This is a genomic window from Bacillus oleivorans, from assembly GCF_900207585.1.
In the GTDB taxonomy this organism is placed as follows: Bacteria; Bacillota; Bacilli; order Bacillales; family JC228; genus Bacillus_BF; species Bacillus_BF oleivorans.
Map to the genome: position 1 here is coordinate 134,274 of NZ_OAOP01000003.1, position 25,489 is coordinate 159,762.

At 42.8% G+C, this 25,489-nt stretch carries 22 protein-coding genes and 1 riboswitch; of the genes, 15 read left to right on the forward strand and 7 right to left on the reverse strand.

The genetic code is table 11. The features are described 5' to 3' along the window. The first annotated feature begins 76 nt into the window (after positions 1 to 76). Entirely contained in the window at positions 77 to 562 is a 486-nt protein-coding gene (locus tag CRO56_RS07915; protein WP_097158074.1) for a DinB family protein, read from the forward strand. Positions 563 to 616: 54 nt separating this feature from the next. Here CRO56_RS07915 and CRO56_RS07920 read toward each other — a convergent pair whose 3' ends face one another. Then, positions 617 to 2,317 (reverse strand): pyruvate oxidase, encoded by a 1,701-nt coding sequence (locus CRO56_RS07920; protein WP_097158075.1) that lies wholly within the window; start codon positions 2,315 to 2,317, stop codon positions 617 to 619. 187 nt (positions 2,318 to 2,504) lie between these two features. After that, complete coding sequence (locus CRO56_RS07925) at positions 2,505 to 2,810, reverse strand: hypothetical protein (protein WP_097158076.1); 306 nt, start codon at positions 2,808 to 2,810, stop codon at positions 2,505 to 2,507. A gap of 980 nt (positions 2,811 to 3,790) precedes the next feature. On the opposite strand from CRO56_RS07925, the gene CRO56_RS07935 reads away from it, so the two are divergent. From CRO56_RS07935 to CRO56_RS07995, 13 genes are all read left to right on the forward strand, one after another. After that, positions 3,791 to 4,810, forward strand: a complete 1,020-nt coding sequence (locus tag CRO56_RS07935) for a TAXI family TRAP transporter solute-binding subunit (protein WP_097158078.1) — start codon at positions 3,791 to 3,793, stop codon at positions 4,808 to 4,810. 96 nt (positions 4,811 to 4,906) lie between these two features. Further along, a complete protein-coding gene (locus CRO56_RS07940; protein ID WP_097158079.1) occupies positions 4,907 to 6,883 on the forward strand; it encodes a TRAP transporter permease in 1,977 nt (658 codons plus the stop codon). 30 nt (positions 6,884 to 6,913) lie between these two features. Next, positions 6,914 to 7,621 carry a FadR/GntR family transcriptional regulator gene (locus CRO56_RS07945; protein ID WP_097158080.1) on the forward strand — a complete coding sequence of 236 codons (708 nt, stop codon included), beginning with the start codon at positions 6,914 to 6,916 and terminating at the stop codon, positions 7,619 to 7,621. A 30-nt stretch (positions 7,622 to 7,651) separates the two neighbouring features. After that, entirely contained in the window at positions 7,652 to 8,269 is a 618-nt protein-coding gene (locus CRO56_RS07950; protein WP_097158081.1) for a fumarylacetoacetate hydrolase family protein, read from the forward strand. A 94-nt stretch (positions 8,270 to 8,363) separates the two neighbouring features. Next, the gene (locus CRO56_RS07955) at positions 8,364 to 9,074 is read left to right on the forward strand and encodes a FadR/GntR family transcriptional regulator (protein WP_097158082.1); all 711 of its coding nucleotides are present in this window, start codon (positions 8,364 to 8,366) and stop codon (positions 9,072 to 9,074) included. Between the two features lie 22 nt (positions 9,075 to 9,096). After that, positions 9,097 to 10,509, forward strand: coding sequence for an FAD-binding oxidoreductase (locus CRO56_RS07960; protein ID WP_097158083.1), 1,413 nt, complete (start codon positions 9,097 to 9,099; stop codon positions 10,507 to 10,509). Beyond that, on the forward strand, positions 10,502 to 11,788 hold the full coding sequence (locus tag CRO56_RS07965) for a (Fe-S)-binding protein (RefSeq protein WP_097158084.1): 1,287 nt from the start codon (positions 10,502 to 10,504) through the stop codon (positions 11,786 to 11,788). The genes CRO56_RS07960 and CRO56_RS07965 overlap by 8 nt, the downstream gene beginning before the upstream one ends. A 13-nt stretch (positions 11,789 to 11,801) precedes the next feature. Beyond that, on the forward strand, positions 11,802 to 12,992 hold the full coding sequence (lhgO, locus tag CRO56_RS07970; protein WP_097158085.1) for an L-2-hydroxyglutarate oxidase: 1,191 nt from the start codon (positions 11,802 to 11,804) through the stop codon (positions 12,990 to 12,992). A 305-nt stretch (positions 12,993 to 13,297) separates the two neighbouring features. Then, positions 13,298 to 14,380: an Ldh family oxidoreductase gene (locus tag CRO56_RS07975; protein ID WP_097158086.1), complete on the forward strand. Its 1,083-nt coding sequence runs from the start codon at positions 13,298 to 13,300 to the stop codon at positions 14,378 to 14,380. Positions 14,381 to 14,464: 84 nt separating this feature from the next. Further along, on the forward strand, positions 14,465 to 15,331 hold the full coding sequence (locus tag CRO56_RS07980) for a fumarylacetoacetate hydrolase family protein (protein ID WP_097158087.1): 867 nt from the start codon (positions 14,465 to 14,467) through the stop codon (positions 15,329 to 15,331). A gap of 20 nt (positions 15,332 to 15,351) precedes the next feature. Next, positions 15,352 to 16,143 (forward strand): SDR family oxidoreductase, encoded by a 792-nt coding sequence (locus CRO56_RS07985; RefSeq protein WP_097158088.1) that lies wholly within the window; start codon positions 15,352 to 15,354, stop codon positions 16,141 to 16,143. A 21-nt stretch (positions 16,144 to 16,164) separates the two neighbouring features. Beyond that, complete coding sequence (locus CRO56_RS07990; protein WP_097158395.1) at positions 16,165 to 17,133, forward strand: 2-hydroxyacid dehydrogenase; 969 nt, start codon at positions 16,165 to 16,167, stop codon at positions 17,131 to 17,133. 20 nt (positions 17,134 to 17,153) lie between these two features. After that, positions 17,154 to 18,851, forward strand: a complete 1,698-nt coding sequence (locus tag CRO56_RS07995; RefSeq protein WP_097158089.1) for an IlvD/Edd family dehydratase — start codon at positions 17,154 to 17,156, stop codon at positions 18,849 to 18,851. A gap of 300 nt (positions 18,852 to 19,151) precedes the next feature. On the opposite strand, the gene CRO56_RS08000 is transcribed toward CRO56_RS07995, so the two are convergent. The 5 genes from CRO56_RS08000 to CRO56_RS08020 all read right to left on the reverse strand — a co-directional run bounded on the left by CRO56_RS08000 (position 19,152) and on the right by CRO56_RS08020 (position 24,009). Continuing rightward, positions 19,152 to 20,144, reverse strand: a complete 993-nt coding sequence (locus tag CRO56_RS08000) for a zinc-binding dehydrogenase (RefSeq protein WP_097158090.1) — start codon at positions 20,142 to 20,144, stop codon at positions 19,152 to 19,154. Position 20,145: 1 nt separating this feature from the next. Next, positions 20,146 to 21,099, reverse strand: coding sequence for an ArsA family ATPase (locus CRO56_RS08005; RefSeq protein WP_097158091.1), 954 nt, complete (start codon positions 21,097 to 21,099; stop codon positions 20,146 to 20,148). Positions 21,100 to 21,142: 43 nt separating this feature from the next. Next, a complete protein-coding gene (locus CRO56_RS08010) occupies positions 21,143 to 21,895 on the reverse strand; it encodes a hypothetical protein (RefSeq protein ID WP_097158092.1) in 753 nt (250 codons plus the stop codon). 39 nt (positions 21,896 to 21,934) lie between these two features. Further along, positions 21,935 to 22,201 (reverse strand): cory-CC-star protein, encoded by a 267-nt coding sequence (locus CRO56_RS08015; protein ID WP_097158093.1) that lies wholly within the window; start codon positions 22,199 to 22,201, stop codon positions 21,935 to 21,937. Between the two features lie 65 nt (positions 22,202 to 22,266). After that, positions 22,267 to 24,009: a carbon starvation CstA family protein gene (locus CRO56_RS08020; RefSeq protein WP_097158094.1), complete on the reverse strand. Its 1,743-nt coding sequence runs from the start codon at positions 24,007 to 24,009 to the stop codon at positions 22,267 to 22,269. A 312-nt stretch (positions 24,010 to 24,321) separates the two neighbouring features. Between CRO56_RS08020 and CRO56_RS08025 the strand changes: the two genes are divergently transcribed. Further along, on the forward strand, positions 24,322 to 25,134 hold the full coding sequence (locus CRO56_RS08025) for a UTP--glucose-1-phosphate uridylyltransferase (protein ID WP_097158095.1): 813 nt from the start codon (positions 24,322 to 24,324) through the stop codon (positions 25,132 to 25,134). Positions 25,135 to 25,279: 145 nt separating this feature from the next. Beyond that, positions 25,280 to 25,381: riboswitch (purine riboswitch) on the forward strand. Positions 25,382 to 25,489: the final 108 nt, after the last annotated feature.

The window sequence follows — 25,489 nt, forward strand, 5'->3', positions numbered from 1 at the left end:
CTTATGGAGCAGGATATTTCAATAATTTCCCGAATTCTTTAAAGATCAATATTTGGGAAAAAGGAAGGTGGATGGCATGTTGAAATTATTTGAGTACAACTGGCAGGTACGCAAAGATTGGTTTGACTGGTGCGACCAAGTGCACGAGGAAGAGTTGCTGAAGAAACGGATAGGTGGTCCGGGAAGCATTCTTTATACGCTGTTTCATATTGTGGAGTGCGAGTACGCCTGGATCAGCGCATTGCAAGGAAAGCCGATGCCTGAAGAGCCTCCGTTTGAGGACTATGCGGGCGTGCAAAAGTTAAGAGAGTATTCAGCACATTGCCATGAGGAAATCGCTCCTTTCATCTACACTTGGAATAGCGACATGGAAACTCGCATTTTGTCTGACCAAAACGCCAAAGGCGAATGGGAGACCTTCCAATACGGGGAGGTTATGCGACATGTTATAGCCCATGAGATCCACCACATCGGTCAATTGTCTATATGGTCGCGCGAAATTGGAAAGCAGCCCGTTACTGCAAACTTGATTCGCAGGGGATTGTTCGAAAATTACTCATAATTAAAAAGCCTTAGAAGATTAATTTATTCTTCACAAGGCTTTTTTTATGTAATTTTATAAAGGCGGCTTATGAATCGTCCCTTCCTGGAAAAACTCTTTCATCATATGGCGGGCATAACCCATGGCTTGGCTAAACGTGATTTTGGCAGGGAGAGGTGCTTCGTCCGCATCGACCACAACATCTATAATACAGGGTTTCGTTTCTTGGACAGCCTTACTTAAAGCGGGTGGTAATTCTTCTGGTTTTTCTACCCTATAGCCGATACCGCCGCATATTTCTGCATATTTGGCATAATCGGGGTTGTGGAGATTGGTGCCGAACTCCGCATTTCCCATCACTTCTTGCTCAAACTTAATCATCGCGATTTTATGATTATTTAAAATAACGACGACCATCGGCAGATTATATTTTACGGCTGTAACAAAATCGTTCATCATCATTTGAAATCCGCCGTCTCCGCATACAGCGATCACCTGTTTATCAGGATAAGCAATCTTGCCTGCAATCGCGCCTGGCAGGCCGCAGCCTAATGTGGCGAGCCAGCTGGAAATGATAAATTGCTGATTGGTCATGTTAAAATATCGCGCCATCCAGACGGTGACATTCCCGACATCGACGGAAAGGACCGCATCGTCTTTAGTTACTTTTTGAAGTTCGTTTATTACAAACTGGGGCTTGATCGGAACAGCCTCCGTTTGAGCTTTTTCTTGCAGTTTTATTCGCCACTCTTGCAGGTGTTGCTGGCATGTTTGAAGGAATTGCGGGTCGCTCGCTGGCTTTAACATCGGCAGCAGCCGAGTGAGTGTTTCCCCCGCATCACCAGCCATTCCCACATCAACGGGATAGCGTTTTCCGATTTGGGTCGGATCCTTGTCAATCTGGATCGTTTTGAGTCCATCAGGCAGGAAACCAACAAACGGGAAGGAGGTACCAATCATAATAAGGGTATCAGCTTCTTCCACTGCTAAGGTTGCTGGCTTCGTCCCAATCAAACCAAGCTGTCCTAAGTTATATGGATGTTCATCAGGAATGACGCCTTTGCCTGGCAGGGTTAGGATAATCGGAGCTTTTAAGATTTCCGCAAACGTGAGAAGCGTATCTTTTGCTCCTCGCGCTCCTTTACCAGCTAAAATAACAGGCTTTTTTGCCTCGTTTAAAATTTCACTGGCTGCACGGAGATCATCCTCATGTGCGATAACGGTTGACTTGGAAACAAAAGAGGTGGTCTTCAGCGCATTCCGTTCTACCTCGAATTTCGGTACATCATCTGGAATGATAAGAACGGCTGGCCCTTTTTTATCATAAGCGGTTCGAATCGCTTGGTTTAAAACGGCGGGAAGCTGTTCAGCTGACATAATGGTTTGACTATAGACGGCAACATCTTTAAACACGCTTGGTAAATCGACCTCTTGAAAAAAATCCGTTCCCATTAAGTCCGTTTCAACCTGACCGGCGATCGCAAGAACAGGGGCACCATCCAATTTTGCATCATATAAACCATTCAACAAGTGAATCGCTCCTGGTCCCGCAATCCCCATGCATACACCCAATTTCCCTGTCAATTTGGCATATGCCGCAGCTGCTAAAGCCCCGGTCTCTTCATGTCTTACTTGGATAAAATCAATTTTATCTTTAACCTTACGAAGCGATTCAATTAATGTATTGATCGAATCCCCGGGCATCCCATAAATATGGTCAACGCCCCACTCGATTAACATTTCCATCATCACATCTGCTGCTGACTTTTGAAACATAGCAATCCTCCTTTTGCATTCATATAAATGGTAGTATTTGCAATTGGAGTCAATAAAATGAATCGTGAATTGGAAAAGTTTTGAGGTGTAAAGTGTCCTGGCTATGGGGAGCTATTGGAGCAACGTTTCAATGAGTTTAACGATTTGGAGCCATTTTTAATTACATATGCATCAGAGAAATAAACTTTTATTCTCTCGACGACGTCGGGAGGCTTCTTTTATTGGGGGAATAGTATGTCAATTTTAAAACCCAAAAGATAGCGGACATACGATCCGCTATTTCCCCAAAAACCGTTATTTTGAAAGACTTATCGGACATACGATCCGTTATTTGCCGAAATTCAGCAGAAAATTGCTGGAATTTCGTTAAATAGCGGAACCAATGTCCGCTAATTTTGAAAATCGGCCAATTTGTCACAGATAACGGATCTGTTGTCCGCAAACAGCCTCCGTAATCACTACCCTCAGGCAGCAGCGGATCTGATGTCCGCAAACAAGCCCCCGTAATCACTACCCTCAGGCAGCAGCGGATCTGATGTCCGCAAACAAGCCCCCGTAATCACTTTCCTCAGGCAGCGGCGGATCTGATGTCCGCAAACAAGCCCCCGTAATCACTTTCCTCAGGCAGCGGCGGATCTGATGTCCGCAATCAGCCCCCGCAATCACCACCCTCAGGCAGCGGCGGATCTGATGTCCGCAAACAAGCCCCCCGCAATCACTTCCCTCAGGCAGCGGCGGATCTGATGTCCGCAAGTACCCACGTATCGCTACCCTCCAAGGAAGTAGCGGACATACGATCCGCTATTTCTCAAAAAACCGCTATTTTGAAAGACTTATCGGACATACGATCCGTTATTTGCCGAAAGTCAATAAAAAATTGCTGGAATTTCGTTAAATAGCGGAACCAATGTCTGCTAATTTTGAAAATCGGCCAATTTGTCACAGATAACGGATCTGATGTCCGCAAACAGCCCCCGCAATCACTTCCCTCAGGCAGCGGCGAATCTGATGTCCGCAAGTACCCACGTATCGCTACCCTCCAAGGAAGTAGCGGACATACGATCCGCTATTTCTCAAAAAACCGCTATTTTGAAAGACTTATCGGACATACGATCCGTTATTTGCCGAAATTAAATTGCTGGAATTTCGTTAAATAGCGGAACCAATGTCCGCTAATTTTGAAAATCGGCCAATTTGTCACTGATAACGGATCTGATGTCCCCAAGCCCCCCGTAATCACTTCCCTCAAGCAGCAGCGAATCTGATGTCCGCAAGCCCTCCGCAATCACTACCCGCAACGCAGAAAGCGACCACTTTCTAGTAAACTTTTCTTTATTGCATTAAAGTCCTGAACAATCGAAAATTTAAAAAAATTGTTGAATTTAAAATTTGTAATGTTGTATACTTGTATTACAACTTTGGTAAAGCGCTTTCATCAACAAAGAGATCAAACTTATAGGGGGAGAAAAACTAATGAAAAAGCATTTATTTTTAGTATTAACTTCAATTTTAGTTCTTCTTTTAGCCGCTTGTGGGGGAACAGGCAGCGGTGATGGAGGAGAGAAGAAACAGCAATTCCTTACAATTGCAACCGCTTCCTCAGGAGGTACTTATTATCCAATCGGTGTTGGAATGGGGAACCTTTGGACTGAAAAGCTGCAAGGTGAAGGGATTAAGGCTACAGGTCAATCTTCTGCAGGGTCTGTAGAGAATATTGACTTATTGAGAAAAGGTGAAGCACAGCTTGCTATTTTACAAGGTTTGATTGGAGCACAAGCTGTTGCCGGATCTGGAAACTTTGAAGGAAATGCTTATGAGGATTTACGTTCAATTTCAATGCTATGGCCAAACGTTGAACATTTTCTTATGATGAACGATAAGGTTTCAACTGGAACGATTTCCGATATTGAAGGTACAACATTCTCAGTAGGACCGCAAGCAAGTGGTACAGAACAATCTACACTTGTAATGATGGAAGGTATTAACTTAACAAAAGAAAATATTAAACCTGAGTATTTAGGATACGATGATACTGTTTCAGCAATGCGTGACGGAAGACTTGATGGCGGATCTGTTCCTGCCGGTATCCCAGTTGCTGCCGTTATGGATATGTATGCAAGCGGTGTGGATGCTACTGTGCTAGAAGTAACGGATGAGCAGCTTGAAGCGATTAACAATGTCTATAACACTTGGTATCGATTCGTGATTCCTGCTGGTACTTACCCAAATGTTGATAAAGATATCAACACGATTGCTCAGCCTAACTTCTTAGGCGTTACAAAAGAGCTTGACGAAGAAACGGTTTATCAATTAACAAAAACGCTATATGAAAACCTAGACTTTATGTATGGCGTTCACGATTCAGCGAAAGACATGACACTTGAAACAGCTTTAGACGGACTTCCAGCACCTCTACACGCTGGGGCATATAAGTACTTTAAGGAAAAAGGATTAGAGATCCCTGAAAACTTAATTCCGCCAGAAGCTAAGTAATAAACAATGTTACATGAAAATTGGAGGGATTCTTCCCTCCAATTTTTAAACTAAGTAGATAAAGAGATTGATTGAAATGAAAGAAGGTGGGATAGGATGTTTAAATTTAAAAAGACACCTAAAGCTGGCCAAGAAATGGATTTGGATAAAGAGGGCGGCGGCGGCATTCGTCAATTAACCGGGAAACAGGCCACTATTGCAGCTGTATTTGCCATTGGTCTATCGGTTTTTTCCATTTACGTTAATGGGTTTATGAATATTCAGGAGATTTACCGTAATGTTATTTTTCTAGGTTTCCTATTTGTTTTGGGCTTTCTTCTATACCCGGCAACAAAGAAGGGAAATCGAGAAAAGTTTTCAATTCTGGATACAATTTTGGCTGTAGTCGGACTATCTGGAGTCCTATATATCCTATTTAGTTATTCTGTGATTCACAATGTAAGAATGTCACAGGCGATTACCCAGGATTATATTTTTGCGATCATCACTGTTGTGATTTTGCTAGAAGTTGCAAGAAGAACGATTGGAATTTTTATTCCTTTACTCTCTTTTATCGCGTTGATTTATGCAGTGTATGGCCCTTCATTTCCAGGTTTGTTTGCACATGCAGGATTCTCGATTGAGAGACTCTTATACCGCATTTATATGACTACTGAAGGTGTCTTTGGTATGACATTTTCAATTGCCACTACCTATATTATTATCTTCATTCTATTTGGAGCGTTCCTGACTGCAAGCGGTGCTACCAAACTATTTAATGATTTGGCTATTGCGATTGCAGGACAACGACGTGGCGGACCAGCCCAGGTAGCCGTTATTTCTAGTGCTTTAACTGGCACATTGAGTGGTAGTGCTGTCGCCAACGTTGCAACCACTGGAACCTTTACAATTCCATTAATGAAAGGTCTTGGACTTAAGCCAAGATTTGCTGGTGCCGTAGAAGCTGCAGCATCTACTGGCGGAATGATCATGCCGCCAATTATGGGAGCCGCTGCCTTTATTATGGCTGGCTTTTTAGGAGTCAGTTACAATGTAATTATTTTAGCAGCTGTCATTCCTGCGATTCTTTACTATGCAGCTTTAATTTTTGCAATTGACATCGAAGCGAAAAAGCAAGGTCTTAAAGGGATGAGTAAAGACTCAATTCCGCAAGTGTGGGCTGTATTAAAAGAAAGAGGTCTATTATTACTTCCAATCATTGTTATTATTGGAACTCTATTATCTGGAAGAACGCCTTTGTTTGCAGGTTTTGCCGGGATTATTACAGTTATTGTTACGAGCTGGCTCACAAAAGATAAATCAAATCGTATTACGTTTAAAAAGGTCGTAGAGGCTTTAATTGATGGGGCAAAAGGAACCGTTCAGGTTGGGGTTGCCTGTGCTTCTGTAGGAATTATCATCGCGGTAGTTACGATGACAGGTCTTGGTTCTACTCTAGCCTATAACATTATTGAACTATCAGGTGGAGAATTATCCATCATCTTAGTTCTAATTATGATTACATGTATTATCTTAAGTATGGGATTGCCTTCAACTGCTCTATATATCGTAGTGGCTGTTACAGCAGCACCTGCATTAGTTGAAGCGGGCGTTAATCCAATTGCAGCCCATTTCTTTGTATTCTGGTTTGGAGCACTATCTAATGTTACACCGCCAGTTGCCTTAGCATCTTATACTGCAGCCGGACTAGCGGGGGCAGATGCAATGAAAACTTCATGGACAGCGGTAAAACTCTGTCTGCCAGGGTTTATTATCCCATTCATGATTGCTTACAACCCAATTATGGTAATGCAAAATGAAACAGGCGGAACAGCATCCATTGTAAGTGCGATACCGGTTTTATTAACAGGAATGCTTGGAGTGTTTGCACTTGCTGTAGCCGTATTTAACTTCTTCAGAACGAAGCTTAATATTTTTGAACGGATTGGTTTCTTTGCGACTGCTATTCTTTTAATTGATCCGGGTATGGTGACTGATATAATTGGTCTAGGAATTGTCATTTTATTGTTGGCGATTCATATTACTCGCTCAAAAAAATTAGATATTAAGCCGGGATCTGAAGTGGGAGCTTAAAACAGCTTAATAGCGAAAAGGAAGAATTCCATGCGTATTAAAAGAGAAAAGGTATCTAATTTGGTACTTGAAGAAATAAAAAAAATGATTAAATCAGGTGAATTTCCTCCTAACAGCAAGCTTCCGTCAGAAACAGAACTTGCCAAGATGTTTGGTGTGAGCCGCTCTCCCATTCGAGAAGCTCTTAGCGTACTGGCTGCGAGCGGCTTAGTTGAGTCAACTCAAGGCGGCGGAAGCTGGGTAAGGGAAGTCAGCCTGGCAGAAATGCTTGAGCCTGTTCAATTCGAAATGGTTGAAGTTGAGCAGGTTCAGGACTTATTAGAAATGCGGACGATCATTGAATCAGAGGCCGCTTTCCTTGCAGCAAAACGGCATAAACCTAAAGATATAGAAGATTTAGAGGAAGCTCTGGAAGCCTTTAGAAAAGTCAGTGAGGATCAATTTAAAATCGGCTATGAAGAGGATTATGCATTTCACCGTATTATTGTCAGGGCGGCATACAATCCATTTTTAACGCAAACAATGGATCATTTGTCAGAGCTCCACTTAAAAGCCATGATGTTTTCACTTGAAAAAAATCTAGGCTGGGAAGCGAAACGGCAAGAAGTCTTTATGGAGCATGTTCACATTTTTAATGCTATTAAAAACAGAGACAGCCAAGCAGCACGGGATGCCGTTATTGAGCATTTAACCAATGCCAGAATAAAGCTTGGGGATAAACGGGTTTCCAAACTTTAATTCCAAAATAAAAAGGACCGAGGTTGAAAAATGAACATTCGCAATATATTTTGTATTGGACGCAATTATGCAGCACATGCAGCGGAACTAGGTAATGCAATCCCGGAATCACCGATTCTTTTTTCAAAACCGACTCATGCTTTAGTGAAAGCAAATGGAGAGGCAGTGTCGTTTCCTAGTAATCAAGGTGAAATTCATCATGAACTCGAAATTGTCCTTTATATTGGCAAAAAGGTTTCAGATGGCTTTAAAGCGGATGATGTTGTTACGAAAATGGCACTGGGAATTGATTTTACCCTTAGAGATTTACAGTCTGAGCTTAAAAAACAAGGGTATCCTTGGCTGCGGGCAAAAGGGTTTAAAAACTCAGCGATCATTACGGATTTCTGGGATTTTCCAGGTGTAAATGCTTGTAAAGAAACCGACTTTTCCTTATTTAAAAATGGGGAACGTGTGCAACACGGGAATATCAATTTGATGATGTTTGATTTCCAGTCAATCCTCGAGCATATTCATCGAGAATTTGGTCTCGCTGAAGGCGATATTGTTTATACAGGAACACCTGAAGGAGTTGGCCCAATCGCAAATAAGGATGAATTTGTGTTAATGTGGGGAAATGAAGAAAAAGGACGTTTTATCGTCAGTTGATAAGAGGGATAAGGAGCGATCTAGATCGGTCCTTTCCTTCTAACTTTTAATGTGGACAGTCCACTAGACCTCTAGGACAGTATGGAGGAAAATAATGAAGCTAAAACCAATCAGAAAACAAAAGCGTATCTATCAAGTGATTATTGATCAAATCAAACTTGCTATTGAGAGAGGACAGATTAAACCAGGAGACAAATTGCCGTCTGAAAGAATGCTGGCCGAATCTTTACAAGTTTCCAGGACATCTGTTAAAGAAGCTGTAACTGTTTTGGAATCAGCTGGGGTTGTACATGTCAGGCCCGGGGTGGGTATGTTTTTAATCGAAGATTCCCAACAAAGTCTACTATCTAAGCTTTCCCAAGTGATTGAAGGACATAAATCGAACTTTAAAGATTTGTTAGAACTCCGGCAAGCCATTGAAGGAGATGCTGCTTTTTACGCTGCAAGCAGAATTACGGAAGAACAAAAAGAAAAACTTACATCGGTTTTTAATGATCTTGTGTTGGCTGAAGAATTAGGCGAAGTGGCGATTGAGGAAGATTTCCGTTTTCATTTTACCATCGTTGAAGCAGCCAATAATCCTGTGATGCTTGAAGTGATGAATCTCATCTCAGATAAAATGATTCATAGTTTAGCAGCAAGCAGAGAGAACTCAACAAAGAATCAAGTTTTAAATAAAGAAGTACAAACTGAACACCGCCATATTTATAAGGCTATCATGAACAATGAACCAGAGCGGGCAAGACAAGCAGCTTGGGAACATCTTCAAGGGAGTAAACAGCGTCATATCCATCTTTTAGATTAACGGAAAATGGAGTGTAAACAAAATGGACAGAGAGAGAATGATTAATTTAATAGGGGAGATTATTCCAGAGAAAAAAAGGATTTTAACCGATAAGGCGGATTTATACAGTTACTCCTATGATGCTTCTTTTGGAGTCTATGTTCCTGATGTGGTTGTTCAGCCGAAAGAAACTGAAGAAGTGGCGAAGATCATGAAGTTAGCCAACCAATATGAGATTCCAGTTTATCCGCGTGGTCAAGGCACTAGTTTAAGTGGCGGTCCTCTCCCAGTAAAAGGCGGGATTGTTCTCGACTTGTCGAGATGGGACCAAAAGCTAGAAATTGATGCGGAGGATATGGTGGCCGTCGTTTCACCAGGTGTTATTACAGGCCATATTAACGCAAAAGCGATGGAAAAAGGGCTCATCTATCCTCCAGATCCAAGCAGCTCGAATGTGGCTACGATCGGGGGAAATCTAGCCGAAAACGCTGGAGGGCCAAGAGGTCTGAAATATGGGGTTACCAAGGATTATGTAATTGGATTAGAGGTTGTAACACCTGAAGGCGAGGTTATCCGAACTGGTGGAAGAACGGTTAAAAATGTAACGGGATACGATTTGACTAAATTGATAGTAGGCTCTGAGGGAACTTTAGGGATCATAACAGAGGCGATCCTCCGTCTCTATCCGAAACCGGCAGCAAGTCAAACATTAATGGCGCTATTTGATGATTTGATCGCTTCGGGCCGAGCGATTTCGAAGGTTTTAAGCTCGGGGATATTGCCGGCAAAGATGGAATTAATGGACCAGGCATCCATCCAAGCGGTAGAAGCGTATCAGCCGCTTGGACTTCCGACTGATGTAGAAGCATTACTTTTAATTGAGTTGGATGGCCATCCAAAGGCAATTGCGGATGAAATGTTAAAGGTGCAAGAGGTCTGTAAAGAGGTTGGCGCACGGGAAGTAAAGGTTGCAACAACAGATGCTGAAGCCAAGGAATTGTGGAAGGCGAGAAAGCTCGTTTCCCCGGCCATTGTTCGGATGAAGCCGACGAAAATTTCCGAGGATGCAACCGTCCCAAGAAGTAAAATTCCAGAAATGTTTCAAAGATTAAAAGAGATCAGAGAAAAGTATAAAGTCGATCTCGTCGTATTTGGTCATGCCGGGGATGGCAATCTGCACCCGAATATCATTGCCGATAAACGAGATCATGAAGAAATGAAACGGGTCGAGCTGGCCGTGCAGGAGATATTTGAGGCTGCGATTGAATTAGGCGGCACTCTCTCTGGTGAACATGGAATCGGAACGATGAAGGCTCCATTTATGGAAATGGAATTGGGTAAGGTGGGGTTAGACATGATGAAGCGGATTAAGGAAAGCTGGGATCCAAAGAACATCTTAAATCCGGGCAAGATTTTCCCGGAACCAGGGCAAAGGCTTGTGCTGACCGATGAATAATACGAATCTTGCTTACCAAGAAACCTTTGACTGTGTCCAATGCGGCTATTGTCTGCCAGCTTGCCCTACCTATAAAACGATGGAAAAGGAAACCCATTCACCACGAGGGAGAATTAACCTCGTTAAAATGGCGGCTGAGGGTAAAATCTCGCTTTCCGAGCTAGAGGGACCAATCGACCTTTGCTTAGGCTGCCGGGCATGTGAAACGGCATGTCCGACAAATGTTCAATACGGAAAGATTTTAGAATCGGCAAAAGAAGTACTGCAAGAAGAAAAGAAGAAGCAAATGCCGAATCGGGTAAAAATGTTCCAATCTTTCTTTTTTAACAAAGTGTTGCCCAATGATTCAGTTTTGAATGCGGCAGGTGCCGGCTTAGCTTTTTATCAGCAAAGCGGTTTGCAAAAGGTTACCCGGAAACTGGGAATCTTAAAAATGTTTCCTGAGAATCTGGCAAGCTTTGAAAAAATTCTGCCGGAAGTGGAAGGACCAATTAGAAGAAAGAAAAGAGCCAGTCATTATCCGGCTCCGGAAAAACCTGTTTACCGGATTGGCTTTTTCACGGGCTGTATTATGGATACGATGTTTTCTTCGATTAATACACTGAGCATTAAGCTCCTTCAGGCTGCAGGCTGTGATGTTACCGTCATCAAAGAACAAACATGCTGTGGGGCACTGCAAAGCCACAGCGGGGAAATGAACACGACAAAGGTGCTTGCTAAGAAAAACATTGAAGCTTTTGAAAAACATCAGTTTGATTATGTGGTGAACAGTATTGGCGGATGTGGTGCGATGCTTGTTGAGTATGACCGTCTTTTGGCTGATGAGTCTGAATGGGCTGATCGAGCTCGAGCGTTTACAAGAAAAAACATTGATATTAGTGTGTTATTAAGTGAGTTGCCTTTACCGTTTAAAAAAGAAATACGGAAGGTAGTCACGTACCAGCCTTCCTGTCATATGACCAATGTACAAAAAAGAACAAAGGAGCCGCTATCACTCTTACAATCTATTCCGGGGATCGAATATAAAGAGCTGCCGGAAAAAGATATGTGCTGTGGTTCCGCAGGGATTTATAACTTAGTAAACTACCAAGAGTCAATGGAGATTTTAGATGAAAAGATGAAACATGTGCGAAAGGTTCTGCCAGAGGTAATTGTGACAACGAATCCTGGCTGCCATTTGCAAATGAAATTAGGGGTTGAACGCGAGCAGCAATCTGACAAAGTGCAGGTCGTTCATTTAGTTGAACTATTAGCGGAAAGCTGTGAGATTAGCGTCTAGGGAGATGAACAATATGTACGATTTTACGATTATCGGCGGCGGAATTGTCGGTTTGTCAGTCGGGTTGGCATTAACTGAGCAATTTCCAAACAAAAAGATCCTTATTTTAGAGAAGGAAAAGCAGCTGGCTGCACATCAGACAGGCAACAATAGTGGCGTGATTCATTCAGGTATTTATTATAAACCAGGCAGCTTTAAGGCGAGGTTTGCGAGGCAGGGCAGTCAATCCATGGTTGAATTTTGCCAGAAATATGAGATTGAACATGATATTTGCGGAAAGGTCATTGTAGCAACGAATGAGAAGGAATTGCCTTTGCTAGAAAATCTTTATCAGCGGGGACTGCAAAATGGACTCTCGATTAGAAAACTGAATCGGGAAGAATTAGTGGAAATTGAACCGCATGTCAATGGGCTTGAAGCGATTCATGTGCCGGCAGCTGGGATTGTGAATTATAAGCAGGTTTCTGAAAAAATAGCAGAACTGATTCAGGAACGCGGTGGTAAAGTGAAATGTGGAGAAGCAGTTCGAGCGATTCAAGAACATCAGGATGGCGTTACAGTTGAAACAGACCAAAACACGTATGAAACCAAGTTTTTAGTGAACTGTGCCGGTTTACACAGTGACCGGATTGCTAAGTTAGCAGGCTATCAGATTGATATGAAAATCGTTCCGTTCCGCGGGGAATATTATAAGCTTAAGCCTGAGCGCAGAAGTTTAGTCCGTAACCTAATTTACCCTGTTCCAAATCCGGATTTCCCGTTCCTCGGCGTGCATTTCACAAGGATGATCGGCGGTGAAGTAGAGGCTGGTCCAAATGCGGTATTAAGTTTTAAACGCGAAGGGTATAAAAAAGCCGATATTAATCTGAAGGATTTAGCAGAAGTTCTAAGCTATCGAGGATTTTGGAAATTAGCGAGTCAAAATATGCGTGAAGGGATCAATGAAATGGTACGCTCTGTGAGCAAAAAGAAATTTGTTGAAAGCTTGCAGACACTGATTCCGGAAATTAAAGGGGAAGATTTAGTACCTGGCGGAGCCGGCGTTCGGGCACAGGCGTTGAAAAGTGACGGTTCGCTGATTGATGATTTCCACTTTGTTCAAGGCAGAAAGAGCCTGCATGTTTGCAACGCACCTTCACCGGCGGCGACGGCATCGCTTGAGATCGGGAAAGAGGTTGTGAGGCAGATAAAGGAGCGGTTTTAAAGGTTAGTGGTTGAGCGGTTCCCGGTATTTACGGACACTGGATCCGCTATCTGTGAAAAAAACGGAAATTTTCGAAATTAAAGGACACTGGTTCCGCTATTATGCCAAAAACTAGCGTTTTGTGAGTAATTTTTGGCAAATAGCGGAACGTATGTCCTATAAAATTATAAAAAATGGCTTTTTATTAAAATAAAGGATCATATGTCCGCAACAATAAGCAACCCGGCTGGAAGTCATTTGTGTAGTGAATCCATTGGCCTCTTCCAGCCCGGTCTCACCAGACGCAAGAAAGGGTGACATTCTTCATGACAACAATAAGAATGGATAAAGCTAGGCTAACGGAATGGGTAATAGAGATTTTCACAGCCGCCGGAATGGACGGGGAGCAAGCGACAACAATCGCAGACCACCTTGTCTTAGCTAATCTGCGCGGCGTCGATTCTCATGGCGTTAGTAAAGTTGATATTTATACGAAGCGGCTGGAAAAGGGGATTGTCAATAAAGAGTTCCAATATAAAAGATTAAGAGAAACACCGGTAAGTGTCCAAATCGATGGGTGTAACAGCATGGGTATCCCGCTTGCGACTATGGGGATTCAGTTAGCGGTAGAGAAGGCAAAACAGTCAGGGGTTGGAATTGTGGGAATCAAACGATCCAACCATGCGGGGATGCTCGCTGCCTATACAAGCTATGCGGCTGATCAAGACTGTATCGCTCTTGCAACCACAAATGCGCCTTCCTCTATGGCACCATGGGGCGGCAGGGAAATTTTCTTTGGAACCAATCCAATTTCTTACGGAATTCCTGCCGGTGAACAATTCAATATTATTTTTGATATGGCGACGACAGTTGTGGCAAAGGGGAAAATTGTATTAGCCCAGCAGGAAAATAAGAAAATTCCTCTAGGATGGGCCATTACAAAAGACGGCAGGGAAACAACGGATCCGAATGAGGCGCTCGAGGGCTTAATTTTACCAAGCGGGGGTCCAAAGGGGTATGGGATTGCCTTCTTAGTGGAAGTTTTATCAGGCCTGTTTACAGGTGCGGCTTACGGGCCTTACATCGGCAGTTTGTTTGATGACTTTGAAAGTGAACAAAATGTCGGGCAGTTCTTTTTTGTTATGAGGGCTGATTTATTTGAGGATTTATCTCAATTTAAACAGCGAATGGATCTGATTATTGAAGAGATCCGCCAGGTTAAAAAAATGGAAGGTGTTGAAAGAATCTATTTGCCTGGTGAAATTCAATTAGAACTAGAACAAACAAGGGAAGCAGAAGGGATTCCGCTTACGTCTGAAGTGATGGATGACCTATTATCCATCAGTAAAAAATATGGGGTTTCAACGGAAAAATTTAGGGAAATATTCAAAGGTGGCACTGTTATTTAGATATCATGGTGTTCCATGAAATGAATTATAGTACATAAAAGTTTTGGTACCCGTGTAAAAAATCTCAATAAAGGAGAATGGCAGATGAGATTAGCTACTGTAAAAGTAGATGGTTTAGAGAAAGCAGCCATTGTCACGAATGAAAAAGTATATGTAATAGAAAAAGTGAATGAAGTCCTTGGTCAATCATGGAAAACAAGTCTTTTTGAATTAATTCAATCAGGTCAGCTAAGTGAACTAAAAGATTGGTATACAACGAGCAGCAGCGATCTTGAAAAAGTCGATTGCCTGGCAAAAGCAGAGGTTACATTTGGACCATTATATCGCCATCCGCGGAAAATTTGGGGGATTGGCCTTAATTATGTAGAGCATGCCGCAGACCTAAGTGAAGTCGCGCCAAATACTGAGCCAGCAAGTTTTATGAAACCCGACACAACCATCATCGGACCACATGATACCATTTTGATTCCGCATCAGTCTGAGCGGACAACAGCCGAATCAGAGTTAGGGATTATTATCGGAAAAGAGTGTAAGAACGTGTCCGAAGAAGAAGCAATTGATTATGTTGCAGGTTACACAACGATTATTGATATGACAGCAGAAGATATATTACAAAGGAATCCGCGCTATTTGACCCGTTCCAAAAGCTTTGATACATTTTTCAGCTTTGGGCCTGAGCTTGTAACGGCAGATGAGGTGGATGATGTCAATCGGTTAGTCGTATCCACTATGATTAACGGTTCCTTACACCGGAAAAATGTAGTTTCTAACATGACATTCCGTCCTTGGAATCTAGTATCCTTCCATTCTAAAGTCATGACACTGCTCCCAGGAGATATTATCTCTACAGGTACGCCAGGGGCTGTCGTCATTCGCGACGGAGATGTGGTTGCTTGTGAAATCGAAGGATTTACTTCGTTAGTTAACCCTGTAAAGGATCTTAAAAAATAATATTATTGGAGGGAAATGAAATGGATTTACAATTAAAAGGGAAATCAGTCATCGTAACTGCAGCAAGTAAAGGGCTTGGGAAAGCAACAGCGAAACAATTTGCCGAAGAGGGAGCCCATGTTTTAATCAGCAGCCGTAACAAAGAAGAATTAGAAATCGTTGTAGAAGAAATAAAAAAAGAGACTGGAAATGACCAGGTCCGGTATGCAGTCTGTGACATTACTGATGCAGCATCGATCAAACGCTTAGTCGATACAGCTGTGCAATGGAATGGAACAGTCGATGTTTTAATTAACAATGCAGGTGGGCCGCCGGCTGGAGGGTTTGATAAATTTTCAGATGAAGATTGGCAAAAAGCCTACGAATTAAATTTGTTAAGCTTTATCCGTCTCATTCGTGAAGTTTTACCTCATATGAGAAAGTCGGGAGCAGGGAAAATTGTTAACTTCGCTTCTTCATCCATTAAGCAAACACTTGATAATTTAATCCTTTCCAATACATTCCGTGCAGGGATTGTTGGTCTTTCGAAAAGCTTATCACAGGAACTGGCCAAGGATAATATTTTAATCAATACGGTCGGACCTGGGCGGATTGCCACAGATCGAGTAGCAGAACTTGACGAAATTCGGGCCAAACAGATTGGTGTATCATACGAAGAATTAAGGGCAAAAACCGAAAAATCCATTCCTATCGGCCGTTACGGCCAGCCTGATGAATTTGCGAAAATGGTTGTGTTTCTGGCATCAGGTGCGAACACGTATGTAACAGGTCAATCGTTTGTTATCGATGGCGGATTAGTGAAAGCATTATAAAGGTTAGGAGGCTTTATGAGTTTGACTAAACATCTTGTCATTTGTAAAAAAGTACCGGAAGCCATTTTGGATGAACTCGCAAGCCAGTTCCATGTTTCCTATTATCCGGATGGAGAGGAACTTGATAATCCTGAATTTTTAAACCGTCTGGCAGAAGCCGAAGGTCTTTTAGGACCGAAAAAAGCGGATGAAAATCTTTTAAACAAAGCGCCTCTATTAAAAATCGTATCGAATATTTCAGTTGGCTATAACAATTTAGACATCGCGGCCTTAACAAAAAGAGGAATCATGGCCACAAACACACCGGATGTTCTGACAGACACAACAGCAGACACAATATTTGCGATTTTAATGGCAGCGGCGAGAAGGGTTGCCGAACTCGACCGCTTCGTGAAACAAGGAAAATGGGTCAAGCTCATCAATGAAGAGCTTTTTGGAATCGATGTCCACCATAAAACGATTGGGATTATTGGCATGGGGAGAATTGGCGAAGCGATTGCAAAACGGGCCCGTTTTGGCTTTGATATGAATGTTCTTTATTATAACCGCAGCCGAAAATTAGGGGCTGAAGAGAAATATGGAGCTGTGTACTGTACGCTTGATGACCTTCTGAAGCAATCTGATTTTGTTGTCCTGATGACCCCGTTAACAAAAGAAACAGAAGGCTTGATTGGACTGCGTGAATTATCTTTGATGAAAAAATCGGCGATCTTTATTAATGGTTCAAGGGGCGAAACGGTCAAAGAAGCGGATTTAGTCGAAGCCTTAAAGCATGGGTTAATCCGGGGGGCGGCATTAGATGTATTTACAAAAGAGCCGGTTGAGCCGGATAATCCGCTCTTATCCTTTGATAATGTCGTCACGGTTCCCCATATCGGTTCAGCGACAAAAGAAACGAGATACAAAATGGCTGAATTGGCGGCAGAAAATATTCGATGTGGCCTGGAAGGGAAAATACCGCCTAACCTCATTAATAAAGAAGCGTTGTAGCTAATGGCAGGGGGATGGAGATGGAAAACAAGAAAAAGTTAACATCTTACGGTGATGCAGGATTTAGTCAATTTATCCGCCGGGCCTTTGCGCGGCATTTAGGGCATGATGTCCGTGATTTTGAGAAACCGCTCATTGGCATTGTTAACACAGAAAGCGATATTAACCGGTGTCATTCTCACTTTGGGCCGATTGTGGAAGCAATTAAACGCGGAGTTCTAATGGAGGGCGGAATTCCGCTAGAATTTCCCACGATTTCACTTGGTGAAATTTTTACAAGTCCGACAACGATGCTGTATCGAAATCTGGCTGCGATGGATACAGAGGAGATGATTAAGGCGCAGCCATTAGATGGAGTTGTCCTGATTGGCGGCTGTGATAAAATGACGCCTGCTCAATTAATGGGGGCAGCCAGCAGTGATATCCCAACCATTATGATTACGGGCGGACCGATGGCTAATGGAGAATATAAGGGCAGGACGCTCGGGGCTTGTTCAGATTGCCGCTTCTTTTGGCAGGAATTTCGTGCCGGTACGATTGACGAAACAGAGTTAGATGAAATCAATGCCGCCTTAGCTCCGACAGCGGGTCATTGCATGGTGATGGGAAGTGCCAGCACCATGGCTGCTTGTGCGGAAGGCTTAGGGATGATGTTACCTGGCGGTGCCGCCATTCCTGCCACTGAAAATAAACGCTTGCATCTGGCGCAAAAAACCGGCCAGCAAATTGTGAAGCTAGTCGAGCTCGGTTTAACGCCTTCTAAAATTATGACGAAAAACGCGTTCGAAAACGCGATTAAAGTCTTAATGGCAATTGGCGGTTCAACCAATGCCGTCATTCATCTGACGGCAATCGCAGGAAGACTTGGAATTGAGCTTTCTCTGGATCTTTTTGCTGATATCGGAAAAGCCACTCCATTTATCGCCAACCTAAGACCAGCAGGTAAATATCAAATGGAAGATCTTTACCGGGCTGGCGGAATCCCTGCGGTTATGAAGGAGCTTGAAAGTCTTCTCCATTTAGATGAAATTACAGTAACAGGGGAAACGATTGGAGAGAACCTGAAAGGGATTAAGGTGGATGAAGTCTACCGCGATGTTATTTACCCGATCGAAAAGCCTTTATATGAAGGCGGAGGGTTGGCGGTCGTCAAAGGAAATCTTGCTGAAAATGGTGCCGTGATTAAACCAAAGGCAGCATCGAAGCACTTGCTGAAGCATAGGGGAAGAGCAGTTGTGTTTACATCAATTGCCGATTTAGAAAATCGTATTAATGAACCGGACTTGGATGTTCACGAAGAGGATATTTTAGTATTGCAAAATGCAGGACCTGTTGGAGCACCGGGAATGCCTGAAGCCGGGATGATTCCGATTCCGGATAAGCTTTTGAAAAAGGGAGTCCGTGACATGGTCCGAATTTCAGACTGCCGGATGAGCGGCACCGCATTCGGTACGATTGTTTTACATATTTCACCTGAGGCTGCGGTCGGGGGAACACTTGCACTCGTTCAAAATGGGGATATGATTGAATTAGATGTGGAAGCAGGTAAATTAGAGCTACTCGTTTCCGAGACTGAACTGGAGAAAAGACGAGCGAATTGGCAGGCACCTGATAACCTGGCTGATCGCGGTTACACAAGGCTGTTCCAGCAGTATGTGATGCAGGCTGACAAAGGGTGTGACTTTGATTTTTTAACGGCATTGCCAAGTAAGGGCTGAATTCTCCCAAAAAACCGAAATGGCCGAAACACAGGAGGCATCTTTACGGACATGAGTTCCGCTATCTGCCCAAAAAAGGCTGATTTCTAAAAATATCGGACATAGGTTCCGCTAATGGGGTAAAAAAGGGTTAAAAAGAGCTGTTTTTTGATGATTTTTGTGAAATAACGGATCCTATGTCCGATCGTACCATGAAAACCGTGGTTTTTATAAAAATAGCGGAACGTATGTCCGCAGCACCAGCGGCTTATGTAAAGTACAAAAACAACCGGGCCACTTTTAGCCCGGTTGTTTAATTTATTAGTCTGCTACAATTCCAATTTTGCCAAAGTTCTTAGAATCTCTCAGATATTCAAACGCCTCTTTATATTCAGAGAGCGCAAACACGCGGTCAACCTCAGGCTTAATACTATGTTTTTCAATAAAGCTTAGCATTTCCTGAAATTCCTCGTGACTGCCTAAAGTAGATCCAAGTAAATTGTATTGACCATAGAAGAATTTACGGATATCAATCGTAACTTCGTCTTCAGTAGTCGCACCAAAGGTAACAACCGTTCCTCCAGGGCGGACAATCCCGAGTGATTTGTTCATCGTTGCCCGTCCGATTGATTCAATTACAAGGTCTACCTTTTCGCCTTCTAGCTCTTCGTTCCAGTCAGACTCAGTCGGAATCGCCACATCTGCACCTAAGGCTAGGGCTTTCTTCCGTTTTTCCTCGCTTCTTGACGTAACGATGACACGGGCACCAGCTGCTTTTGCAAATTTGAGGATAAAAGTAAGCACACCGCTTCCGATTCCAGGAAGCAACACGGTGTCCCCGGCTTTCACTTTTCCTCTCGTAAACAAAGCACGGTAACCGGTTAAGGCAGCTAATGTAAGAACGCCAGCTTCCTCCCATGTTAGGAAGCTAGGTTTTTTCTCGACAATATCTTCTGGTACGACTATATACTCCGCATATGTACCATGAGTCGGGTTGCAAAGGATTTGAAATTCAGGAGGCGGTGCATCGCTATTTTTCTTCCAGCCAATCGATGGACTGATGATAACCTCGTCGCCAACAGAAAATTTCTTTGCTCCCTCTCCAACTTCAGCTATGACGCCTGCACCGTCACAGCCAAGAATAACAGGAGGGGCATCTGGTTTATGATTTTTCGTAACCAATAGGTCACGCCGGTTCATGCCCGCAACTTTTATTTTTACTTTTACCATACCAGGACCTGTGATCGGTTCTTCAAAATCGCGGTACGTTACACCTTCTAAGCCTTCTTTTCCTTCATGAACAATCGCTTTCATATTAAGCGGTAGCCTCCTCTAGTGCATCTTTCACATAGTCAGCAAAAACAGCTAGCTTCTGCTGATCTGAAATATCCTCTTCAAATAGAGGGATTTTAATGAGATTTTGTTTAGAGAATACTTTCTCGATTTGAATTAAATAATCCTGCTCCTGACGCCGGCGTTTTTCCATAAACGCACCGTCTGCATAGTCTGGCAATACTTTATTGACAATCAGCGTTCGGACATGAAGATGGTGTGCATCCAGTTGTCTAATTGCCTTTTCTGTTTCTAAAATCGGCAGTCTTTCTGGATTTAAGACAAAGGTAAAGCCTGTTTGGGAACCGTCTAAAATAATATCCCGAACTTTCGCGAACTTATTTTTCCGCTGTTGCAGGACCTCATATATCGGATCCTCAACAGGTGCACCATCATTAAGGAGCTTGCTGTAATTGTCGTTAATTTTTTTTCTTCGCTCGAGCATTCCGTCAATCCATACCCCCATCAGTTCAGGTAAAGACAATAACCGGATCGTATGCCCAGTAGGAGCTGTATCAAATATAATTTTATCAAAGTTTTCACTTTCTTCTAGGATAATTGAAACAATTCGGTCAAACAGGGCAGCCTCATCGGCGCCAGGAGAAGCACTGGCCATATCAATTTGGCGGTGAACCTCTGCCACCATGTCAGAGCGGACCAGTCCTTTTAGATTTTGTTTTACCGATTCAATATATCGTTTTGATTCTTCTCCTGGATTGATTTCGATACCCCAAAGCCGATCCATAAGCTTCGTCTGCTCATTGCCTACTTTTTTATGAAAGATATCACCGAGATTATGTGCCGGATCGGTTGAAACGATTAATGTTTTTTCACCTGATTGAGAAAAAGCCAATGCGAGTGCTGCAGATGAGGTGGATTTTCCGACTCCGCCTTTCCCCCCGACAAATATGATTTTTTTATATTTTAATGGATTCATTGTTTCATTCCTCACTTTTTAAGTTAATGAAAGGCCAGTTTATTTAGTGGTTTTTGTAGGGTAGGGAACCTGCCCAATAAATATCTGGAGCGCCCAAAAAATATCTGGCGCGCCAAAAAAAGTTGTGGATTGGCCCAATACCTTCTGGCGCGCCCAAAAAACTTCCGGCGCGCCCGAAAAAGTCGTGGATGCGCCTAAAAAACTTCCGGCGCGCTAAAAAAAGTCGTGGATGCGCCCAAAAAACTTCCGGCGCGCCCAAAAAAGTCGTGGATTGGCCCAAAAAACTTCCGGCGCGCCCAAAAAAGTCGTGGATGCGCCCAAAAAACTTCCGGCGCGCCCAAAAAAGTCGTGGATTGGCCCAAAAAACTTCCGGCGCGCCCAAAAAAGTCGTGGATGCGCCCAAAAAATATCTGGCGCGCCCAAAAAAGTCGTGGATGCGCCCAAAAAACTTCTGGCGCGCCCAATAAATATCTGGCGCTGCCCAAAAAAGTCGTGGATGCGCCCAAAAAATATCTGGCGCGCCCAAAAAAGTCGTGGATGCGCCCAAAAAACTTCCGGCGCGCCCAAAAAAGTCGTGGATGCGCCCAATAACTTCTGGCGCCGCCCAAAAAAGTCGTGGATTAGCCCAATAACCTTCTGGCGCCGCCCAAAAAAGTCGTGGATGCGCCCAAAAAACTTCTGGCGCGCCCAAAAAAGTCGTGGATGCGCCCAAAAAACTTCTAGCGCCGCCTAAAAAAGTCGTGGATGCGCCCAAAAAACTTCTAGCGCCGCCCAAAAAAGTCGGTGACCCGCCCAATAAATATCCCGCGCGCCCAATTACAAATAAATCCTATCCTCAGCAGCACCTAAATCCAGTCAGCGGCGACTTTTCCATCCCCATCCGGATATGCCATTCATGAAATTTTTCTAGTATATAGGGATATAGTTCAAGCGTGTAATAAAAGGCAGGGTTGGGAATACCGAGCATGTCGGAATAGACAAGGAGGAGGAATAAATCGTCCTCATCACGCAGCTCTCTCGCGACTTCAGATTTATGGGGAAGACTTAAAACTTCATCATAATATTGAAATAATCGTTTTAAAGAAATTCTTTTCGAAGCCATGATTCATCATCTCTTTCTATAAAAATAAGGGAGAGCCGCGAGCTAGCCCGCGGCTCATCTAGATTTTAAGCATCAATAGAAATTTTATCGTCCGATTTTTTGCTTAATACAGAAACGGCGGTGATCAAAATCCAGAAGGCAAACACAAGAATGATTGCACCGAATATGAACAGGAGCCAGTTGGCATTGGATCCGCCGAACGGCATCCATGTTGTGAAGACTTGGGATATCATCGCCCAGAGCGTCATAAACATGAGAAATGCCATTGGAATAAAGGCAGGCATATAATTCCTTCCAAGTCGTTTTAGCCAAATTGCGATTAGCAGCAAGCTGATTCCGGCAAGGAGCTGGTTAGAAGTTCCGAATAAAGGCCATAGCAAGTAACCGCCTGAACCAAAGCCGTTTGGACCTTTTGGCAGCAATGTTAGCGCAGCACTAGCAACAACTGCAATTGTTGTTGCGGAATGCTTGGTTGTGATGGCTTTGAAATTGTATTCTTCGCCAATTTCAGCAATAATGTATCGCATTAAACGCACGGAAGAATCAAGCGTTGTCGCAGCAAAGCTAATGACGATAACGGAAACAATTGTGGTCGCAACAAATTCTGGAATGCCCAGTCCTGTCGCTAATTTGCCTGCACCCTCAACAAAAGAAGATAAACCAGAGCCATTTGCTGCTGTAAAGCTGGAATACTTTGCGAGAAACTCATCAGTCGACGGGAATAAAGTGACAACAGCAATAATCGAAATTAAAGCTAAAATTCCTTCGCCAACTGCCCCTAAGTACCCAACAAAGCGGGCATCTGTTTCTTTATTCAACTGTTTTGAAGATGTTCCTGATGACACTAGACCGTGGAATCCGGAAATCGCACCGCAGGCAATTGTAATAAAGAGAAGCGGGAACCAAGACACATCGGTTGCATTCGGATTTGTCATTGGAGCCGTTACTTCTGGATTTGTAATAAGCAGTCCTAAGTATAGAATTAACAGACCAACAACCAGCTGGTGAGAGTTAATATAGTCTCTTGGCTGCAATAGCTTCCATACAGGTAAAGTTGAGGCAATATACACGTACACCATTAATACGATAATCCAGACAAAGAAAGCCAGTGATGTTGCCGACATTCCAAACAATCCAGTTGCTTCTGCACCGCCAAAGTATTTAACAAGGTCAATTTGCAGAACTGGATAATAGCTAGCCACAATCGCTGCTGCATACATGACGACAAGGGCAACAAGTGATGGAACTAATAAGCCTCCTTTTTTCTTATACACCCTATAACCAATCCAAACAGCGAGCGGGATCTGGATAAAGACAGACAGAACGCTTGCCGGAAAGTTAACAAATAAATTCGCAATAACCCAAGCAAATACCGCATTTACCATTAGTACTAATAACAAAATGATAAATAAGAACAATATTTTAGCTTTTTGTCCGATTAATCTGTTAGCAATCGTTCCGACCGATTGTCCCTTGTTTCGGACCGAAAGGACTAGAGTTCCAAAGTCGTGAGCGCCGGCTGCAAAAATCGTTCCTAATGTGACCCATAGTAAAGCAGGCAGCCAGCCCCAATACACCGCAATTGCTGGCCCAACGATTGGCGCAGCTCCCGCCACAGAAGTAAAGTGGTGTCCCCATAAAACAAATTTGTTCGTAGGAACAAAGTCCACTCCATCATTATATTGATGGGCGGGTGTTACATAATTTGGATCAAGCCGGTAAATTTTTTCTGCAAGAAATTTAGAATAATAGCGATAACCTAAGAAGAAAATAATACCTCCAAATATAGCTAAGAAAATACCTTGCATAAATGCCCTCCTTTAAAACATGATAAGCGGTATTTGTATCCGCTTTCACTTAAAAATTATACTAGGCAACCTCTTAGGTAATCAACTATTATTCTAAAAAATTAAAATATTATATGAATTCCTAATAAATAGTTTTTTTATCTTTGCAGCCACCCATTTACAATCTCTTCATGAAATCTTCAAAAATCATTTAAATCTGTACTTTTGACAGTTACACAACCTCAGACATCCTCATTTAATAACTAGTAGATGTGCAGGTTTCCTAATCGACATTCATCATCGTTATGAGTGGAGTAAGTGAGGTGAAACCATTTGATCAAAAAAGCGATTATACCTGCAGCTGGTTACGGGACAAGGTCTCTCCCCATTACTAAGGTCGTTCCAAAAGAATTATTTCCGATTGGAAATAAGCCCGCGATACATTACGTGGTAGAGGAAGCAGTCTTAGCAGGAGTTGAAGAGATCCTCATTATTGTTTCCAGAACGAAAAATATGATATCTGATTATTTTGATCGCTCCCTTGAGCTAGAAACATTTTTAAAGCAAAACAATAAGAGTCATTTACTCGAAAAAATGAAAATACCGGAGATCAGGATTCAATACATTCGCCAGACATTTGCCAGGGGATTAGGAGATGCGATATTACTAGGAAAAAGTTTTGTGGGCAATGAAGCTTTTGCCGTACTGCTTCCCGACGAGATCATCTTGGGCCATGAAAACACTGGTCTCTCACAATTAGTTTCTCAATATGAGAAACATAAGAATAGTGTGCTGGGACTTGCTGAGGTAGAGCAACATAAACTGTCAAACTATGGTGTGATCAGTCCCGAAAATAAAAATGACCAGTTTATTAAAGTTGCCTCTATTGTAGAAAAACCAAAATTGAATCCCCCTTCCAATCTTGCCGTAATGGGAAGATATATCTTTAATCCAGCTATTTTTCATTTTCTAGAAAAAACAAAGCCTGATGCAACAGGAGAAATTCAGTTGACAGATGCAATGAATTCTATGTTACTGCTTGAGGACTTTGATGGTATATTGATTGAAGGAGATCGCTACGATATCAGCAAGCTGGAGGAATACATTGCCGCCAATCAATTTGTTCAATTCAAAGAGAAGTGTTGATCATTACTAATAGAAGGTCTGCTCCCAATCTTAAGGAGCAGACCTTTTTAAAATCCGAACGTTATTTTTAATTATTAATAAATTGTTCGCGTTTAGTTGACACCACCTAGGTCCAGTTGTTAAAATAAAGACGCAAAAGTTGATAAAATCAATAATTAAACGCCCTCGTATAATATCGGGAATATGGCCTGAAAGTTTCTACCTGATAACCGTAAATTATCAGACTATGAGGGAAAGTGTATTTGCCCGGATCTCTTGGGTCTTTTTAATGCTGTTTTTCTTCATTAAAGGGATAATTCTGCCCGGACAGGTTACTTTCTCTTAAAGGATAAAGTATACTCTGTCTCGGGCTTTA

Bases quoted from the DNA above. Each gene is read 5' to 3' on its own strand.
- CRO56_RS07915 (WP_097158074.1), top strand. From the start codon at position 77: ATGTTGAAATTATTTGAGTACAACTGGCAGGTACGCAAAGATTGGTTT.
- CRO56_RS07920 (WP_097158075.1), bottom strand. From the start codon at position 2,317: ATGTTTCAAAAGTCAGCAGCAGATGTGATGATGGAAATGTTAATCGAG.
- CRO56_RS07935 (WP_097158078.1), top strand. From the start codon at position 3,791: ATGAAAAAGCATTTATTTTTAGTATTAACTTCAATTTTAGTTCTTCTT.
- CRO56_RS07940 (WP_097158079.1), top strand. From the start codon at position 4,907: ATGTTTAAATTTAAAAAGACACCTAAAGCTGGCCAAGAAATGGATTTG.
- CRO56_RS07945 (WP_097158080.1), top strand. From the start codon at position 6,914: ATGCGTATTAAAAGAGAAAAGGTATCTAATTTGGTACTTGAAGAAATA.
- CRO56_RS07950 (WP_097158081.1), top strand. From the start codon at position 7,652: ATGAACATTCGCAATATATTTTGTATTGGACGCAATTATGCAGCACAT.
- CRO56_RS07955 (WP_097158082.1), top strand. From the start codon at position 8,364: ATGAAGCTAAAACCAATCAGAAAACAAAAGCGTATCTATCAAGTGATT.
- CRO56_RS07960 (WP_097158083.1), top strand. From the start codon at position 9,097: ATGGACAGAGAGAGAATGATTAATTTAATAGGGGAGATTATTCCAGAG.
- CRO56_RS07965 (WP_097158084.1), top strand. From the start codon at position 10,502: ATGAATAATACGAATCTTGCTTACCAAGAAACCTTTGACTGTGTCCAA.
- lhgO (WP_097158085.1), top strand. From the start codon at position 11,802: ATGTACGATTTTACGATTATCGGCGGCGGAATTGTCGGTTTGTCAGTC.
- CRO56_RS07975 (WP_097158086.1), top strand. From the start codon at position 13,298: ATGACAACAATAAGAATGGATAAAGCTAGGCTAACGGAATGGGTAATA.
- CRO56_RS07980 (WP_097158087.1), top strand. From the start codon at position 14,465: ATGAGATTAGCTACTGTAAAAGTAGATGGTTTAGAGAAAGCAGCCATT.
- CRO56_RS07985 (WP_097158088.1), top strand. From the start codon at position 15,352: ATGGATTTACAATTAAAAGGGAAATCAGTCATCGTAACTGCAGCAAGT.
- CRO56_RS07995 (WP_097158089.1), top strand. From the start codon at position 17,154: ATGGAAAACAAGAAAAAGTTAACATCTTACGGTGATGCAGGATTTAGT.
- CRO56_RS08000 (WP_097158090.1), bottom strand. From the start codon at position 20,144: ATGAAAGCGATTGTTCATGAAGGAAAAGAAGGCTTAGAAGGTGTAACG.
- CRO56_RS08005 (WP_097158091.1), bottom strand. From the start codon at position 21,099: ATGAATCCATTAAAATATAAAAAAATCATATTTGTCGGGGGGAAAGGC.
- CRO56_RS08015 (WP_097158093.1), bottom strand. From the start codon at position 22,201: ATGGCTTCGAAAAGAATTTCTTTAAAACGATTATTTCAATATTATGAT.
- CRO56_RS08020 (WP_097158094.1), bottom strand. From the start codon at position 24,009: ATGCAAGGTATTTTCTTAGCTATATTTGGAGGTATTATTTTCTTCTTA.